Annotated in this window: 12 protein-coding genes and 1 riboswitch; of the genes, 10 read left to right on the top strand and 2 right to left on the bottom strand. The window is 43.5% G+C overall.

Going from position 1 to position 15,886, the window contains the following annotated elements:
* Window positions 1–38: 38 nt before the first annotated feature.
* Window positions 39–770: a Uma2 family endonuclease gene (locus RM347_RS30530; protein WP_322717721.1), complete on the top strand. Its 732-nt coding sequence runs from the start codon at window positions 39–41 to the stop codon at window positions 768–770.
* Here RM347_RS30530 and RM347_RS30525 read toward each other — a convergent pair.
* Entirely contained in the window at window positions 764–1,366 is a 603-nt protein-coding gene (locus RM347_RS30525) for an rRNA large subunit pseudouridine synthase E (protein WP_322717720.1), read from the bottom strand. The two genes, RM347_RS30530 and RM347_RS30525, sit on opposite strands and share 7 nt — an antisense overlap.
* Window positions 1,367–1,582: 216 nt before the next feature.
* Between RM347_RS30525 and RM347_RS30520 the strand changes: the two genes are divergently transcribed.
* The 4 genes from RM347_RS30520 (at window position 1,583) to thiC (ending at window position 7,198) form a co-directional block, all read left to right on the top strand.
* Window positions 1,583–2,455, top strand: a complete 873-nt coding sequence (locus RM347_RS30520; protein ID WP_322717719.1) for a phosphodiester glycosidase family protein — start codon at window positions 1,583–1,585, stop codon at window positions 2,453–2,455.
* 440 nt (window positions 2,456–2,895) lie between these two features.
* Window positions 2,896–4,359 (top strand): beta strand repeat-containing protein, encoded by a 1,464-nt coding sequence (locus RM347_RS30515; protein WP_322717718.1) that lies wholly within the window; start codon window positions 2,896–2,898, stop codon window positions 4,357–4,359.
* Between the two features lie 221 nt (window positions 4,360–4,580).
* Window positions 4,581–5,573, top strand: coding sequence for a 2-hydroxyacid dehydrogenase (locus RM347_RS30510; RefSeq protein WP_322717717.1), 993 nt, complete (start codon window positions 4,581–4,583; stop codon window positions 5,571–5,573).
* Between the two features lie 147 nt (window positions 5,574–5,720).
* Window positions 5,721–5,817, top strand: a riboswitch (TPP riboswitch).
* Between the two features lie 7 nt (window positions 5,818–5,824).
* Window positions 5,825–7,198 carry a phosphomethylpyrimidine synthase gene (thiC, locus tag RM347_RS30505; RefSeq protein ID WP_322717716.1) on the top strand — a complete coding sequence of 458 codons (1,374 nt, stop codon included), beginning with the start codon at window positions 5,825–5,827 and terminating at the stop codon, window positions 7,196–7,198.
* Window positions 7,199–7,483: 285 nt separating this feature from the next.
* Here thiC and RM347_RS30500 read toward each other — a convergent pair whose 3' ends face one another.
* Window positions 7,484–9,472 carry a S8 family serine peptidase gene (locus RM347_RS30500; RefSeq protein ID WP_322717715.1) on the bottom strand — a complete coding sequence of 663 codons (1,989 nt, stop codon included), beginning with the start codon at window positions 9,470–9,472 and terminating at the stop codon, window positions 7,484–7,486.
* 466 nt (window positions 9,473–9,938) lie between these two features.
* Between RM347_RS30500 and RM347_RS30495 the strand changes: the two genes are divergently transcribed.
* From RM347_RS30495 to RM347_RS30475, 5 genes are all read left to right on the top strand, one after another.
* Window positions 9,939–10,496: a hypothetical protein gene (locus RM347_RS30495; protein WP_322717714.1), complete on the top strand. Its 558-nt coding sequence runs from the start codon at window positions 9,939–9,941 to the stop codon at window positions 10,494–10,496.
* Window positions 10,497–10,790: 294 nt separating this feature from the next.
* Window positions 10,791–11,414: a DUF3859 domain-containing protein gene (locus RM347_RS30490; RefSeq protein ID WP_322717713.1), complete on the top strand. Its 624-nt coding sequence runs from the start codon at window positions 10,791–10,793 to the stop codon at window positions 11,412–11,414.
* A gap of 5 nt (window positions 11,415–11,419) precedes the next feature.
* A complete protein-coding gene (locus RM347_RS30485) occupies window positions 11,420–13,204 on the top strand; it encodes an asparagine synthetase B family protein (RefSeq protein ID WP_322717712.1) in 1,785 nt (594 codons plus the stop codon).
* On the top strand, window positions 13,192–14,487 hold the full coding sequence (locus RM347_RS30480; RefSeq protein WP_322717711.1) for a diaminopimelate decarboxylase family protein: 1,296 nt from the start codon (window positions 13,192–13,194) through the stop codon (window positions 14,485–14,487). The genes RM347_RS30485 and RM347_RS30480 overlap by 13 nt, the downstream gene beginning before the upstream one ends.
* A 15-nt stretch (window positions 14,488–14,502) precedes the next feature.
* Window positions 14,503–15,759: a hypothetical protein gene (locus RM347_RS30475; protein WP_322717710.1), complete on the top strand. Its 1,257-nt coding sequence runs from the start codon at window positions 14,503–14,505 to the stop codon at window positions 15,757–15,759.
* The last annotated feature ends 127 nt before the right edge of the window (window positions 15,760–15,886 follow it).

Here is a 15,886-nt window from a genome sequence, read left to right as displayed (position 1 = left end):
ATAAAAGAACAATTCCATCCATTTTGGAGAAACAAGCAGTGATTCTGCAAGCCGCTCCATCTACCCAAAATCTCATCATCACTTGGGAAAAGCTCCCTGATGACTTTGTTCTACCTGATGATCCTGTGGAAAACATTCAACAGCCTTTTCTTGCGGCTGCTCTGACAGATGCCCTTGGAGAAGCAGGCTTAATCACTTCAGAAATGCTGATTGCCTCTAACTTTGGTTTAGTGGCAAACGTGAATCAAAAAACGGTGATAAAAGCTCCCGATTGGCTGTTTGTGTCGAAAGTATTTCCAGTGCCTCAAGGTACTGTGCGTCGCAGCTATACGCCTAATTTGGAAGGAGAACCCGTTGCGATTGTCATGGAATTTCTCTCAGAAACTGATACTGGCGAATATTCTGTACGCCCAACCTATCCCTACGGCAAGCTCTATTACTACGAACATATTCTCAAAATTCCTGTCTATGGGATTTTTGATCCAGCGAGTACTTTGCTAGAAGTGCGTCGATTGGAAGCAGGGCAATATGTGTTGCAACAGCCCAACGCTCAGGGACAATATCCGATTCCAGAGTTAAATTTATCTTTGGGAATTTGGTATGGTAAACAATTAGGAATAACGACTAATTGGTTGCGATGGTGGGATGAAGCCGGAAATTTGTTGCTTTGGAGTGCTGAGAAAGTTGAACAAGAACGCCAACGGGCCGAAGTCGCAGAGCAAGAACTAGAGCGGCTGCGATCGCTACTGCAACAGCAAAAGCCTCAGTAATAATTTGATTTACTGAAATTATTATGCATAAATTGGAGTTCAGATGCGGTGAGGTCGCGCCATTGACCCAATTGTAGGTCATCTAATTGTAGGTGAGCGATGCTGACCCTGACCAGTCGCAAAGTCGGAAACCCTACAGCCGCAGTCATGCGCCGTACTTGGCGGTTTTTTCCCTCTGTCAAAGTCATTTCCAGCCAAGCTGTCGGTACATTTTTGCGAAATCTAATCGGCGGGGTGCGTTCAGGTAACTGTGGTTCTCCTGGTAAGAGCCTAACTTCTGCTGGTTGAGTGCGGTAATCTTGAATTTCCACACCTGTTTGCAACCTTTTGATAGCATCTGCATCTGGAATTCGCTCTACCTGTACCCAGTAAGTACGTTTATGACCAAAACGCGGATGGGCGAGGCGATGTTGCAATTGTCCATCGTTCGTTAACAGCAACAATCCTTCACTATCCCAGTCTAAGCGTCCCACAGGATAGACATCAGGCACATCAATATAATCTTTGAGAGTGCTATGTGTGTCAGCATCTTTTGTAAACTGGCTGAGAACGCCATAGGGTTTGTAAAAAATAATATATCGGTAATGATTTGTCATTTGTCATTTGTCATTTGTCATTTGTCATTTGTCATTTGTCATTTGTCATTTGTCATTTGTCATTGGGTATAAGAGGAAGAGATGCAGAGGAGAAAAACTTATTGCAACTTCTCCTCTGCTCCTCTGCTCCCCTGCTCCCCTGCTCCCCATCACACTGGGCAAAATTATCTGAGGATTTGGGCATCCTAATCAAAACAATATAGTGAAGAGTTGATTATGCCAAGTTCCAAAATCTGCCGACGGTCTTTCTTGTTTTTAGGAGGTGCTGTCTTGGCACAAGAATTAACATTGGCACTTCCCGCAGCCGCTCAAACTGTACAAGTGAAGAGGGGTAAGGTAAATGGTTTCTCTTTTTATCAAACTATTATTGACCTCACTGACCCCAAAACCTTCATTACTATTGGTTTAGCGAATAATGCAACTTTGGCTAATACTAATAAAAAAACTAGTGGTGATGAAGAATTTAACAATCTAGTGGCTCGTCATCGCGCGGCTGTCGTTGCTAATGGTACTTTTTTTGCCAAGAATGCCCAGAAAACAGTGATGGGTAACATGGTAGCAGCAGGAAAATTTATCAAATACAGCCAGTGGGAAAATTTTGGTACTACTTTGGGGTTGCGAGTTGGCAATAAACCGGAAATGGTGACAGCACGGGTTGACGGTAAACCGGAATGGAATCAACATTGGTTGTCTATCACCTGCGGCCCTCGACTGTTGAGACAGGGACAAATTTGGCTGAAGCCGGATGTTGAAGGATTTAAAGATCCTGGTGTTTTAGGTACTGGTGCACGAACTGCGATCGGGTTTCCTGCTGATGGTAAAAAGCTATTTTTGATAAATTTCGATAGTGGATTAACCTTACAACAAGAAGCGCAAGCGATGAAAGCTATCGGCTGTCACGAAGCGATGAATTTAGATGGTGGTGCATCGAAAGCCTTTGCGGCTAACGGTAAAATTTTAGTTCCTGCTGGACGCCCACTAACTAATGTAATTGTTGTTTATGATGCTAAGAACCCTGCTCCTGCTGCTTTACAACAGTCATGGGTAAGGTTTCAGAAAGGCGATCGCCCCATAATACCTGTTAATTGAGGAGTGCTGGAGTGCGTAGCTTGCCACCGTAGGCATCGCCTTTAGTATAGCGATCGCTTATTTAACAACTGGTGTTGCAGCGGTACATCTTGCTTTTATAAGTATTCATTACATTAGTAATAATACGTAAATACCCATATTAAAAAATACGAAAATAGTTAAATAAAGTGAAGTATGGAAAAATGCTAGTTCAATTAGTGACACTTAAATAAACAAACACTATAGTAATGAAATTAACTAAAGCTCGTATATAGCAGGTTAGCTGAATAATGCTTACAAGCCAGTCAAAAAGCTGAAAACACTAATTTTTTAGCGTTTTCAGGTCTGCATAAACTATACCGAAAAGCCGAATTTCGGCTAATTTGTTCTGCCTTAAAACAGCAATACCCGCAGGTTAATATCTCAAGTTTCTGAAAAATTGATTTAGGTAGGTAGAAGTTATGGCAATTATCAATGGTACTAACGCTAATGACAACCTCTATGGCTTTGGGGGCGATGACAGCCTCTATGGTTTCGGAGGCGATGATGTCTTCAATATTAGCAATTCTTCTGGGAAAAACCTTTTAGAAGGAGGTTCTGAGAGCGATCAAATTTATGCTACAGCTACCACTGGCAACAATACTCTCAAGGGAGGAAGTGAGAATGATTATTTAGATGTTTCTGCTTCTTCTGGAAATAATATCCTCTATGGAGATACAGGAAATGACGAATTTTCGATTGAGGATAGTTTTGGCAACAATACTGTTTCAGGCGGAACTGGCTCTGATAAATTTTACGCATACAGAGTCAATGGTGCTAACACCCTGAATGGAGAGGATAGCGATGACTTCTTCTATTTGAGCGCCCCATATACCGCCTCCTCTGTTTTAGTGACCCAAACAGTAAATGGGGGCACAGGTTCGGATTATTTGGAAGTCAATTACAGTAGCTATACTACCAAAGGAATCACCTCGACTTTCAATGCAACCACTAACCAAGGCTCGATTACAACTGGTACAAGTCGAGTTAGCTACAAGAATATAGAACGATTCAATATCACTGGTACAGCGTACGCTGACAATATTCTAGGGGGCAATAGCGAAGATGTGCTTAATGGAGGCACTTCTGGCAATGATACGATTAGTGGGGGCGCAGGTAGCGATTACCTCGATATTTCTTACTCGTCTGGCAATAACATTGTGAATGGAGGCGATGGTAACGATAGCTTTTACGCCTATGGAGCCAAGGGTGCTAACACTCTAAATGGGGGGAATGGGGATGACTCCTTCTATTTGACTGCCCCATCTACCGCCCCTTCTGTTTTAGTGACTCAAACGATCAATGGGGGTACAGGTTCGGATTCTTTGGAAGTCAATTACAGTAGCTATACTAACAAAGGAATCATCTCGACTTTCAATGCAACCACTAACCAAGGCTCGATTACAACTGGTACAAATCAAGTTAGCTACAAGAATATTCAAGCATTAAATATCAGTGGTACAGTCTACGCCGACAAGATTGTGGGGGGTAATAGTGGCGATGTGCTGTTTGGGTATGATGGCAAGGATCTCCTGAGTGGAGGGAAAGGCAATGATGCTCTGTACGGGGGAGATGGCACTGATACTTTTGCATTCAATAATTACAATCAAGGCATTGATACTCTTAATGACTTCAACCCGACTGATGAAGTTATTCAAGTTTCGGCTGCTGGTTTCGGCGGCGGTTTAGCTGTAGGTACACTCTCGGCTAGTAAATTTACCATCGGTTCAGCTGCAACAGCGATCGCTCAACGATTTATTTTCGACAATATTACAGGCGCACTGTACTTTGACCAAGATGGTAGTGCTGGCGCTTTTACTCAGGTACAATTCGGGCAACTCAGCAGTGGATTTTTACTAAGCGCAACCAATTTTGTTGTTGTCTAGTTCTACGCATAAGTACCAGAAAAACGAACCACAGAGGCACATATAACACGGAAAATAAGGGTTTGAGAGAGTTTTTGCGTAAGTCCTCTGCACTACATAAGCCTCTCTCTTCATCATTTTTTTGATCGGTGCCGCAGCTAGGCTCGTTGTAGACATCGCTCTTCTAAACGTCAAGGTATTATGTACTCGAACACCGTGCAGCATAAAGCCTGAGGTTTTGCATGAAAGTAGCAGTTTTCAGTACAAAAGCCTACGATCGGCAGTTTTTGTCAACTGCAAATTATCCCATCCAACACGATTTAGTCTTTTTTGAACCCCGTTTAAATCGGGATACGGCTATCCTTGCTGCCGGATTTCCAGCAGTTTGCGTATTTGTGCATGACCAGGTTGATGCCCCAACTTTAGAGATTCTCGCCTCAGGGGGAACTCGCGTGGTTGTCCTTCGCTGTGCAGGGTTTAACAATGTAGACTTACAAGCCGCAGCAGACTTAGGAATTGCTGTTGTGCGTGTTCCCGCTTATTCACCTTATGGGGTAGCAGAACATGCCGTAGGATTGATTTTGAGCTTAAATCGCAAAATTCATCGTGCCTATAACCGTGTGCGAGAAGGCAATTTTTCCCTAGATGGACTGTTGGGATTTAATTTGCATGAGCGCACAGTGGGAATTGTCGGCACCGGCAAAATCGGTCTGATTTTAGGACAGATTATGAAGGGGTTTGGCTGTCATCTACTCGCCTATGATGTTTATCGAAATTCAGAATTGGAGGCGCTAGGTGGAAAGTATGTAGAATTACCTGAGCTATTTGCCAATTCCGATATTATCTCTCTGCATTGCCCTTTGACTCCCGAAACGCATCACTTGATTAACACTGAGGCAATAGAACAGATTAAGCCAGGCGTGATGCTAATTAATACTAGCCGAGGAGCGCTGATTGATACCCAAGCAGTGATTGAGGGATTAAAGTCTGGGAAAATTGGCTATCTTGGTGTAGATGTCTACGAACAAGAATCGGAATTGTTCTTTGAAGATTTGTCTGGGGAAATTATTCAAGATGATATTTTCCAGCGTTTGACAACGTTTCCCAATGTACTCATTACCGGACATCAAGCCTTTTTTACAGCAGAAGCTCTCTACAATATTGCAGAAACAACTTTTGCTAATATTACCGATGTTGAACAGGGTCGTCCTTGTGCAAATGAAATTCGCGCCTAAACCTTTAGCTGTAAACCACAAGATGTTTGCACGCCAATAGCCATAAATTTTAGCGATCGCCAGACTCCGAAAAAACCGCTTCACATCACTCTCACCTCATAAATTGTTAACACCCTTGCTCCCAGATATAACCAAGGTGATACACTACATCCATGCTAGGGGTGCCTACATAACCAGGCTGAGATCACACCCTTAACACCTGAGTCTGGGTAATACCAGCGGAGGGAAGCTGTTTATTGAGGAATTACAATATGCGGACAGAATGGGTTGCTAAACGACGTGGGCAGAGTAATGTATCTCAAATGCACTACGCCCGCCAAGGTGTTATCACCGAAGAAATGCACTACGTCGCCCAGCGGGAAAACCTTCCTGCCGATCTCATTCGTGAGGAAGTGGCGCGGGGACGAATGATTATCCCTGCTAATATTAATCACACTAACCTAGAGCCGATGGCTATTGGCATCGCCTCCAAATGTAAGGTAAATGCTAATATCGGCGCTTCTCCTAACTCTTCTAATCTTCAAGAAGAAGTTGATAAGCTAAACTTGGCGGTGAAGTACGGTGCTGATACCGTGATGGACTTGTCTACTGGTGGCGGTAATTTGGATGAAATTCGTACCGCCATCATCAAGGCTTCACCTGTTCCCATTGGTACGGTGCCAGTATACCAAGCTTTAGAAAGTGTCCACGGCACAATTGAAAACCTGACTGCTGATGATTTTCTCCATATCATCGAAAAGCACGCCCAGCAGGGGGTAGACTATCAAACTATCCACGCGGGGATTTTGATTGAGCATTTGCCTTTGGTGAGAAACCGCATCACCGGAATTGTCTCTCGCGGTGGCGGTATTTTGGCGCGGTGGATGTTGCATCACCACAAACAAAACCCGCTTTATACCCACTTCCAAGACATTATTGAGATATTCAAAAAATATGATGTCTCCTTCAGTTTAGGAGATTCCCTGCGTCCTGGTTGCACCCATGATGCCTCAGATGAAGCACAATTAGCTGAATTGAAAACCCTGGGACAGCTAACTCGCAAAGCCTGGGAAGATAATGTCCAGGTGATGGTGGAAGGGCCTGGACATGTACCAATGGATCAAATTGAGTTCAACGTCCGTAAGCAGATGGAAGAGTGTTCTGAAGCACCTTTCTATGTATTGGGACCATTGGTTACAGACATTGCTCCCGGTTATGACCACATCACTTCAGCCATTGGAGCAGCGATGGCTGGATGGTACGGTACTGCAATGCTGTGCTATGTAACACCCAAAGAACATTTGGGTCTACCAAATGCCGAAGATGTGCGAAATGGGTTGATTGCCTATAAAATAGCGGCTCATGCGGCTGATATTGCTAGACATCGCCCTGGTGCAAGGGATAGAGACGATGAACTTTCCAAGGCGCGTTACAACTTCGATTGGAACCGTCAGTTTGAATTATCGCTCGATCCAGAAAGAGCTAAGGAATATCACGATGAAACTCTGCCAGCAGATATCTATAAAACTGCTGAGTTTTGTTCGATGTGTGGGCCTAAGTTCTGCCCAATGCAAACTAAAGTTGATGCTGATGCGCTGACAGAATTAGAGAAGTTCTTGGCGAAAGAGGCTGTGACTCAAAGCTAACAGATTGTCATATCGATTCTGGTTGAAATAGTTTTATAGGGTGCGTTACGGACATTCGTCCTAACGCACCTAAAATTTGAGGTGGTGCGTTACGCTACGCGATAACACACTCTACTGGCGTGGCACAGCTAAATTTGGGCAATAAATTTTGTAGGTTGGGTCGTTCGCGTCAGCGTCGCGCAGCGAAGCATGAGACCCAACACCCAGATGAATGTTGGGTTTCGCGTTGCTCAACCCAACCTACGCTTAATGCATCATTTTAGCCTTGCCATGCCATTACAAGATTTAAAATCCAATTTCAATGGTCAAGCTGCGAATCTTTCCTGTATCTGCGTTAGCTTTATCTGCAACTTCAAGAGTCCAGGTTCCTTGGGGACTTTTACCTTTAAAAGCAGCAAGTTTAGGGGTGTTTACCTCGTCATAAGTTGTTTTGATATTATCTGTAGCTCCGCCCTGGCGATCGTGCAGAATGATCGGAAGTACGCCTATTTGCACTGGGGGAAGGAGAGTAACGACAAGATCCCCAATATAAGTATGCTCGATGTCTACATTAACTTTGATGGATTTTACGAGGCTGGTATTAGCGATCGCCAACGATAATGTTGATACTTGCAAATCGTTAATTGGGATATCTTGCACTGCCTGGAAAATACTAATGGGCGATGTTTGAGGTGGCTTGGCCAATTCTACAGCTTTCAGAGCATTGATTCGACCGTAACCGTAGAAGGGGCTGCGACCACTGGCATCATATTTACCTCCAGTTGGATCAATGCGATCGCTAGAGCGTTTAAGAATGTCTCGCACTTCATCCCAACGCAGATTTGGGTTTCTGGCAATAATCAAGGCTGCTACACCGGCTGCACCTGGACAGGAACTGGAAGTTCCACCAAATTCGTTTGTGTAGTTGCCTGCGGTGTCACCCAGATTCAAATTACCCGAATTATAACCAAGTACACCAGAGCGATCGGTTGTCCAAATTCCAGGGGTTTGAGAACTGTCACCATTGTTGCTGGGAAAAGCGCACCAGACCGCCTGACCAAAATCACTGTAAGCGCTTCTCGTACCGAAGTCGTTACAAGCTGCCACAGCAATCACCTTTTGGTAGCTGGCGTAGCCATCATTATCCACACTTTCGTTACCATTGCCAGCCGCGAATAATATTACACAACCCTTGCCGTTACGCCCTTTATTGATTGCAAAGTCCATAGCAAGTCTTGTGGAGTCAGGCAAAGGTACTTTTTGGTTGTGTACAGGATCGTTTGGCTCAAACCAAGTGCCGTCTGCTGGCCCCCAGCTACAAGAAATAACATCAGCACCATTTTGAGCCGCCCAAATAAAAGCATCTGCTTCATCCTGTGACCCCAGCGCCGAAGCTAAACGAATCGGCATCAGCTTTGCACCTGGTGCGACACCAGATGCACCAAAGTTGCCGTTTGCACAAGCTACTCCCGCACAGGCTGTGCCGTGGTTATTGTCGTTTCCCGGTCTGGGATTGTTAGTTTTACGTGTGACATCACGCGGGGCAACAATCTTGTCAGCGGAACGGAACTCTTCATGATCCAGATCCACACCGTCGTCGATAATGGCAATAATCGTCCCTGTACCATTGCTCAACTTCCAAGCTGCCTCAACGTTGGCATGGGCGTTAATTACCTTACCATTAATTGTTGTTTGCTTTAAGTGCCACTGCTGCGGGAAAACCTGACGTTGGCGTAATTCACGCACTAGTTCAGGATGGCACAGTTCAACTGATTCCTCATTCAGAAGTCTCTCGGCGATGTCAAAGATGGCTATACCAGTATTCGCAGGGGCACTGACAAAGTAAGCATTTCGTGCATATTCAAGTTGGCGTTTTATTGTTAAGCCGTAACGTCTTAATACTTCTTGGCAGACTGTTGACTCTTCTTCGTTATCGAATTTAACAAAGAGGTTTTCGGTGTAAATTACAGGTTGTTTGGATACTGGATCGACAAGAACACGTCCGGCAAATTGGACTTCAGACTCTTGGTTGAGAATTTCACGGGCGCGATCGCGCAAAGCGACACTCTGAGTTGGAACTTTCGTTCGCAGAATTTCCACACCCGCTTGGCGAAACCGTGTTGCTAACTCGAATTGATTAAGAATGCTACGAGCTGTGGGCGACACCGGTGCGACTTCAAACGGTCTTGCACCGACAAGAGGACTGCGGCTTTCGGTACGCACTACAACGTGTTCGTTACTGATAGCAAGTTCATACTGTTGTCCATTCTCTCCACCATAGCGAACGTGAACCATAGTTTAATCTCCTGGGATATTAAATGTTTTGTAAATTGGGCATTGGGAAATCGTATTATGCACTACTTTTAAAGCTTGCTGCATACAGTTTGCGTTTACGTTTAGTTTATCGATGCTTTTTATTTCATGTGTTATGTATGTATTACGACATCAAAAAGATATAGCTTAAACAGAATTTAATCTCTTTAAAGTTCATACAAGCTTTCGATTCGTCTTTCCAGAAAAGAGGGAATTCAAAGTCAGGTTGCTTTAAGAATCTTCACTATCACTAGGGGCGTATATTAGGACTCATATTTGATTTTTGAAAAAACTCATTACAACTAAGAAGTCTTCTTTCCCGTTACGCCTATTGCCTACCTACACAAATCAGTCCAGAAATGAAAGCGGATTCCTATAACTGTGCATCCCGAAAAAATGTATTCCATACCACTGAAAAACGCTATAACATCATTAGAACTTGAGAAAGATGTTTTATTTTCCGGCTGAGTATTTTCTACAGGTGTACTCTCTACCCCTGATTGCTGAAGTGAGATTTCAAAAAGACTATTTTTCTGAGTATCCCCAACAAATTCGCGTTGGCGGCGAGCGCACTGCTGTATCCTACACTCGTAAACCTGGGTACTATGCAATACATTACAATCAACCCAGTACTGTGCCCCCAGGCGCAATTTTACAACTTAACGAAGGTGCAATCGCAGTTTTCCCAGGCGAACCCAATAAATCAGAACCGGGTACACTAAGTCCAATTTATACAGTGCAACCCAATGGTTCCCTAGCAATACCAACTGGACTGGTTTTCATCCGCTTTGCTGAAGGCGTTGATGTGGAGTCGCAGCGCGAGGTAATTAGTCGAGCGGGTTACGAAGTAGCGCAAAGCCTTGACTATGCACCTAACGCCGCTTGGTTACGTGCTCAATCAGGTAATATTGCTGATGCGATCGCTGGGATTTCTCAGTTAGAAGCGATCGCAAACGTTGAGAATGTCGAACCTCAGATGCTTATGGAAAGAGGTTTTAGACTGTAATGAACCACGGTTCATCAGAAATCATAACTACATGAGATAAAACTCCTATTTGATTTTTGAACAAAACTTAGTACACTTTTATTCTTTGTTCCCTGTCTCTATAAGTAATTCAAGAATCAAATCAGATTGCGATATCAGTGACCAAGGGCAATAAAGTGTTTACAGAATCCGAAAAACAACAACTTTTGTTTGTAGCTTATGATGTACCTACAAAAGTGAGATTTATAATATAGAGTTCTTCTGATTGCACGTAATCAACGATCGCTATCAAGTTTTTTTAACAGGAGTTAAGCTATGACGCAGCGACTGACTCAAGAGCAATTATCACAAATAGTCACAGAAGTAGAAGGTCTGCAATTGCGTCGGGAAGCGGAACTAGACCAACAGCAGGTTAGAGAAATTTTACAGGAGTTGAATTTACCGCCAGAGTTACTAGATGAAGCCCTGATTCAGTTAAATCGTCGCCAAGCACTGGAGGTGCAACAACGTAGGAATCGATGGATTACCTCTGGAGTGGTGGCAGTTGTGGTGGTGGTCATTGCATCTACAATATTTTTCATGCAGCAGCAGAATTCTGCACTTTCCCGTGTTTCTGCTCAACAAGACCGCATCACCTTGGTACAAGATAGTAGCGGCAACTTAAAGACAATTTCCCGCCAAACCAATCCAGAAGTTTTGTACCGTGTCACCTTAAAGGATGCACCCTTGGGTAAAAAGCTGGCTCTCTCCTGTAATTGGATTGACCCAAGTGGTCAAATTGTCAAGCAAAACAACTATCAAACCCGCGAAATTAATACGTCTGTCTGGGATACCCAGTGTCGCTACACTATTAATCCGGCTGCAACTGTTGGCAATTGGAAAGTGCAGATGTTCCTGGAAGATCGGCAGATTAGCGATGAAACCTTTGAAGTTAAATAGTCCAGATGGGCAACATCCCGCATCACTTTCTTGGCTATTGGGGTTACGGCGCTCAACACGAGTTGGAAGCGCTGTTAAGTAGTGTCGTAGAAAACCTCTCTCTAAACCTCTCTTTTTGTAGGGGAGAGGCTTTGAAGTTGTCTGCACAGGAAAATTATCCTCTTCCCATTTGGAATGTTGTTTATATGGGACTTGATGGAAATTCCCCACTGCAACAAAATCAAATTGCTGCTATCTCCGCATCAGGATTATTCACTTCACCCGATGCTTGGGTAAGGCTCCAGGAAAATAACTGCCTAATTTTGGGAAGAGAACCTTTCGGAAAAGTTCCTTTGTATTGGACTCAGCAAGGACAAGCGATCTGGTTTGCATCCCAACTGCAACTACTCATACCGATTTTGCAACAGTCAGAAGTTAGCATTTCTGGCTTATACGGCTATAGCTGTTTTTCCTACGTTCCAACACCCTTAACCCCTATTAATGGAGTGTTTGCAGTTCCGGCGGGGACTGAATTAGTTTGGCAGAGTGATTGTCAATCAGGTATTCTGCAAACACCTGAATCTAAAAACATTCACTCGTGGCGGGAAGCGCCAGAACAGTTAACAGATGAAGCTACAGCAATTACCGAATTGCAAACTCTCCTGAAATACTCCATTGAGCAACAGATTACCGATTTAAAGGATGAGCCTGTTGGGGTATTTCTCTCTGGCGGACTCGATTCTTCTGTGGTGGCGGCGTTGCTAGTGCAAGCAGGGGTGAAAGTTCGCGCCTACACTCTAGATTTTGGTGACGTAGGGATTCCAGAACATCCTTATGCTGAACAAGTCGCCCAGTTTCTCAAAATTCCGCTGGTTAAAGTTGCAGTAACTCCAAGTTCGATCAAGAATGCCCTAATTCCTACTGTACAAGCATTGGATTTGCCTTTTGGAGATGGCGTGTGTGTGCCGTTGTATCTCCTATCCCAGAGAGCGAGTCAGGAAACTCAGGTAATTTTTAACGGTGAAGGGGGAGATCAATTGTTTGCTGGTTGGACAAACAAACCTTTAATTGCCGCAGGTGTTTATCAGGCAGAAAATCCCACCGGACAGGAAACTTTTATCCAGCAATATCTCCGCACCTTTCACCGTCTTGGGGGATACGAATCTCAAGTTTATCAGCCAGATATCTATGCACAGATCCAAAATTTGCATCCTGAAGATTGGTTGTTGGTGGCTCTCGATCGCAATGAGTGTCCATCTTTGCTACATCGCCTCCGCCGTGCCAGTTTGATGCTCAAAGGAGCACAGAATATTCATCCCCGTGCAACTGCATTGGGGTTTGCTCATGGATTATGGGTGCGATCGCCTTTTTGTGATTTACCTTTAGCAGAATGGACATTCCGCTTATCTGGAGAACTCTGTTTGCAAGGAGCCTGTGAAAAATATATCCTCAAACGGGCTGTAGAAAATTGGCTCCCACCCGAAATTGTCTGGCGACAAAAGCGGGGGATGGGGGTTCCCTTAACTTCTTGGTGTTTAAATGATTTTTGGCATCAGATAGGCATCTGGCTCAATCCAGAAATACTTCGCGCCAATAATCACTTTTATCCTCACATCGCCGCCCAAATCGTTGAAGGCAAACTGGGAGCAGCTATTCAAGGGCGTCGGATTGGTGAGATTCTCTGGTTACTTATTATGTGGCAACTTTGGCGATCGCATGTTTTAAATGAAGAACTAAGTAAACAGTCCTGGGATCATCCGTTTTGGTTACATCGTTGGCTATGGAGAAATTACAAACGATGGCAAGGTTAGATAAAAGTGAGGAGTTAGGGAGTATAGACGCGATTAATCGCGTCTGTACAGGAGTTGGGAGTGAGCAATTAATCCCCTCATCTCCCCTATTGTCCAAGGAAGTTGCCCAAGAGTTACTAACTATTTACGGTTCTCCGCTTTATGTTTATCATGGCGATCGCTTGGGCGAAACTATTGAGCGGATTACCAAAGCAGTCAGCTATCCCCGCACGCAATTTCGTTTTGCTAGCGTTACCAATGGCAACATTGCGCTGTTAAAAATTTTTCGTTCATTTGGGTGGGGACTTCATGCTAATACCCCAGGAGATATTTACCTGGGATTGCAAGCTGGTTTTTCTCCTAGTGATATTGTTTATAGCGGCAGTAATTTGAATCGGGCTGAGATGCTACAAGTCTTGAATTGGGGAGTCACAACTCTCAATCTCGATAGCCTCGCTCAGTTACAGTTGTGCTGCGAAGTTTTACCCAAACGCACAGAGAAATATATTCGCCTGGGTTTACGCCTCAATTTGCCAGAAATTACTGGGGATAGTCGCATTGGTGTGCGTCCAGAGGAATTTGGTGATGCGATCGCTTTAACTCGTGAGGTTGGATTAAAGCTGAGTGGTTTACACTTCTATCGAGGGACAGGAACTAATGCCACAGCCGCTTTCACCCAGGTGATTGATACGCTAATCGCCACAGCACAACAGTTACCAGATTGGGAATATTTAGATTTTGGTGGTGGTTTTGGCTACCCGTATCACCACAATAAAGCAGCCTTTGACTGGGAAATGTTTGGGGTTGAGTTAACCGAGAGAATTAGTCGTTTAGGACGGAAAATTGATTTGGTGATTGAACCGGGACGAGCTGCGATCGCTGGATGTGCCACCTTGCTTGCTCAAGTTGTTTCTGTGAAATGGCAAGGAGAAAAACAGATTATCGGAGTTGATACCACCGTTGCTAATCTTTCAGTACCATCAGTACACGGCGGCTACCGAGAAATTGTCACTTGGAAGCAAGCAGACAAATCCTCAATTCCCCACTCCCTATTCAGAACTGATATTTGTGGAAACACCACCTATTCACGAGATTACCTGGGGAAAAACTGCCAACTCCCGCCGCTAGAAATTGGTGATATCGTTGCCATTCTAGATGTCGGTGCTTATGGTTATGCCATGTCGTCTCACTTTTTACACCGCCCCAAACCTGCGGAAGTCCTGGTAGAAAATGGCAAGCATCGCTTGATTCGTCGGCGGGAAGATTACAGTGTTTTACTAAAAAATCAGGTGTTAGATAACTAAAATAAAACAACCATTATGAAGTGTATTAACTGCGGAACTGAAAATAAACTAAAAGACCGGACAGCTAATCAAGGTCGGTGTATAAAATGCAATCATCCCTTTGCCTTTGAACCGACCAGTATGAGTAATGTTAAGATTACTGACCCTTTTTTTGCAAAGGCGATCGCTGATATTTCTGCAAATAACACCTTATTCTTTACAGCCAAGCAACTACTTTATTTTCTAGATAATCGTTTAAGAAAAAGCTCAAAGTCAATTTCACGATTTGGCTGGTTACTTCCTTTTCTATTTATTAATCTTGTTACATCACTAACGATTTTTATACCGCTAATAGTAAATCTTGCGTTTATTAATTTCTTTTATGCAAGTAGCAAATCAACTAAACTCAATCTTGTAAGTCGCAAACAGAATGCGAGGAATTTACAAATCATAGGAGGAATTATCCTTTCCATAGGAATTCTTGCTTTAAAGTCATTTACCCTCTTTGTGATTATTGTTCTTGTGGGAATGCTGTCCATATATTTAGGAACTCGACAGCTAGGGCGAATTGAATTATTAACACAGGAATTTTTATTTTCTGAATCTCAGTTTAAGGATTGGCTAGACCGCTGGCAGCAAATCAATGGTTCAATTCTGAAAGTTCTCCCTCCCCCAAACCAGGAAAATACAACAGCTACAGTTAATCCTGATGTGACTGCTTACAGTTTTGATAGATTAGTAGTTTGTGATAGTGCTAGTATTGCTCAACTATTAATTGCTAATAATTTCCACTTTGAAAATAACTGTGCAATTCTCAGCATTACTGGATATCCTCAAAGCATTTTTGACACCACAATGCAAATGGTGCGTCGCAATCCTGATTTGAAAGTCTATGCAGTGCATGATTGCAATCCACGAGGAATTGGTTTAGTTCATCGTTTGAAAACCAATGCTAATTGGTTTCTCGATAGCGAGATTGTGATTATTGATGTCGGACTAACGCCACGTCAAATTATCGCTACTAAGGGTGGAATGTTCATTCAATCGTCTCCAGAATCGGCGCAAGCAGCTAAACAATTGCCTGAAGAAGTTCGTCAAAGTTTATCTGTTGAAGAATTAACATGGTTAGAATCTGGAAAGTTTGTGGAATTGGAATCTTTCACTCCCCAAAGAATAATTAAAGTTCTGCAAAAGGGTATTGCTGGCAGTCGAGATTTAGAAAGTGATGACAGTAGCTTGCTTTTAGTAGGCGATACAGGAAATGATATCTATACTGTTCAAAGTTTTGGTTAGCTTCTTGATTTTTGATTTATATCATGTCCGCAATGAATATATTCCTATAAGACTAGTATTTGATTTTTGAAATACACGTAGGGTGTGTTATGCCGTAGGCTAACGCACCAAAACCTTCGGATGGTGC

Source organism: Nostoc sp. ChiQUE02 (assembly GCF_034531305.2).
Lineage (GTDB): Bacteria > Cyanobacteriota > Cyanobacteriia > Cyanobacteriales > Nostocaceae > Nostoc.
This window is presented reverse-complemented; position numbering and strand designations above follow the sequence as displayed.

Coding starts and splice junctions, on each gene's coding strand:
- RM347_RS30525 (WP_322717720.1), bottom strand. CDS start 1,366: ATGACAAATCATTACCGATATATTATTTTTTACAAACCCTATGGCGTT.
- RM347_RS30520 (WP_322717719.1), top strand. CDS start 1,583: ATGCCAAGTTCCAAAATCTGCCGACGGTCTTTCTTGTTTTTAGGAGGT.
- RM347_RS30515 (WP_322717718.1), top strand. CDS start 2,896: ATGGCAATTATCAATGGTACTAACGCTAATGACAACCTCTATGGCTTT.
- RM347_RS30510 (WP_322717717.1), top strand. CDS start 4,581: ATGAAAGTAGCAGTTTTCAGTACAAAAGCCTACGATCGGCAGTTTTTG.
- thiC (WP_322717716.1), top strand. CDS start 5,825: ATGCGGACAGAATGGGTTGCTAAACGACGTGGGCAGAGTAATGTATCT.
- RM347_RS30500 (WP_322717715.1), bottom strand. CDS start 9,472: ATGGTTCACGTTCGCTATGGTGGAGAGAATGGACAACAGTATGAACTT.
- RM347_RS30495 (WP_322717714.1), top strand. CDS start 9,939: ATGTTTTATTTTCCGGCTGAGTATTTTCTACAGGTGTACTCTCTACCC.
- RM347_RS30490 (WP_322717713.1), top strand. CDS start 10,791: ATGACGCAGCGACTGACTCAAGAGCAATTATCACAAATAGTCACAGAA.
- RM347_RS30485 (WP_322717712.1), top strand. CDS start 11,420: ATGGGCAACATCCCGCATCACTTTCTTGGCTATTGGGGTTACGGCGCT.
- RM347_RS30480 (WP_322717711.1), top strand. CDS start 13,192: ATGGCAAGGTTAGATAAAAGTGAGGAGTTAGGGAGTATAGACGCGATT.
- RM347_RS30475 (WP_322717710.1), top strand. CDS start 14,503: ATGAAGTGTATTAACTGCGGAACTGAAAATAAACTAAAAGACCGGACA.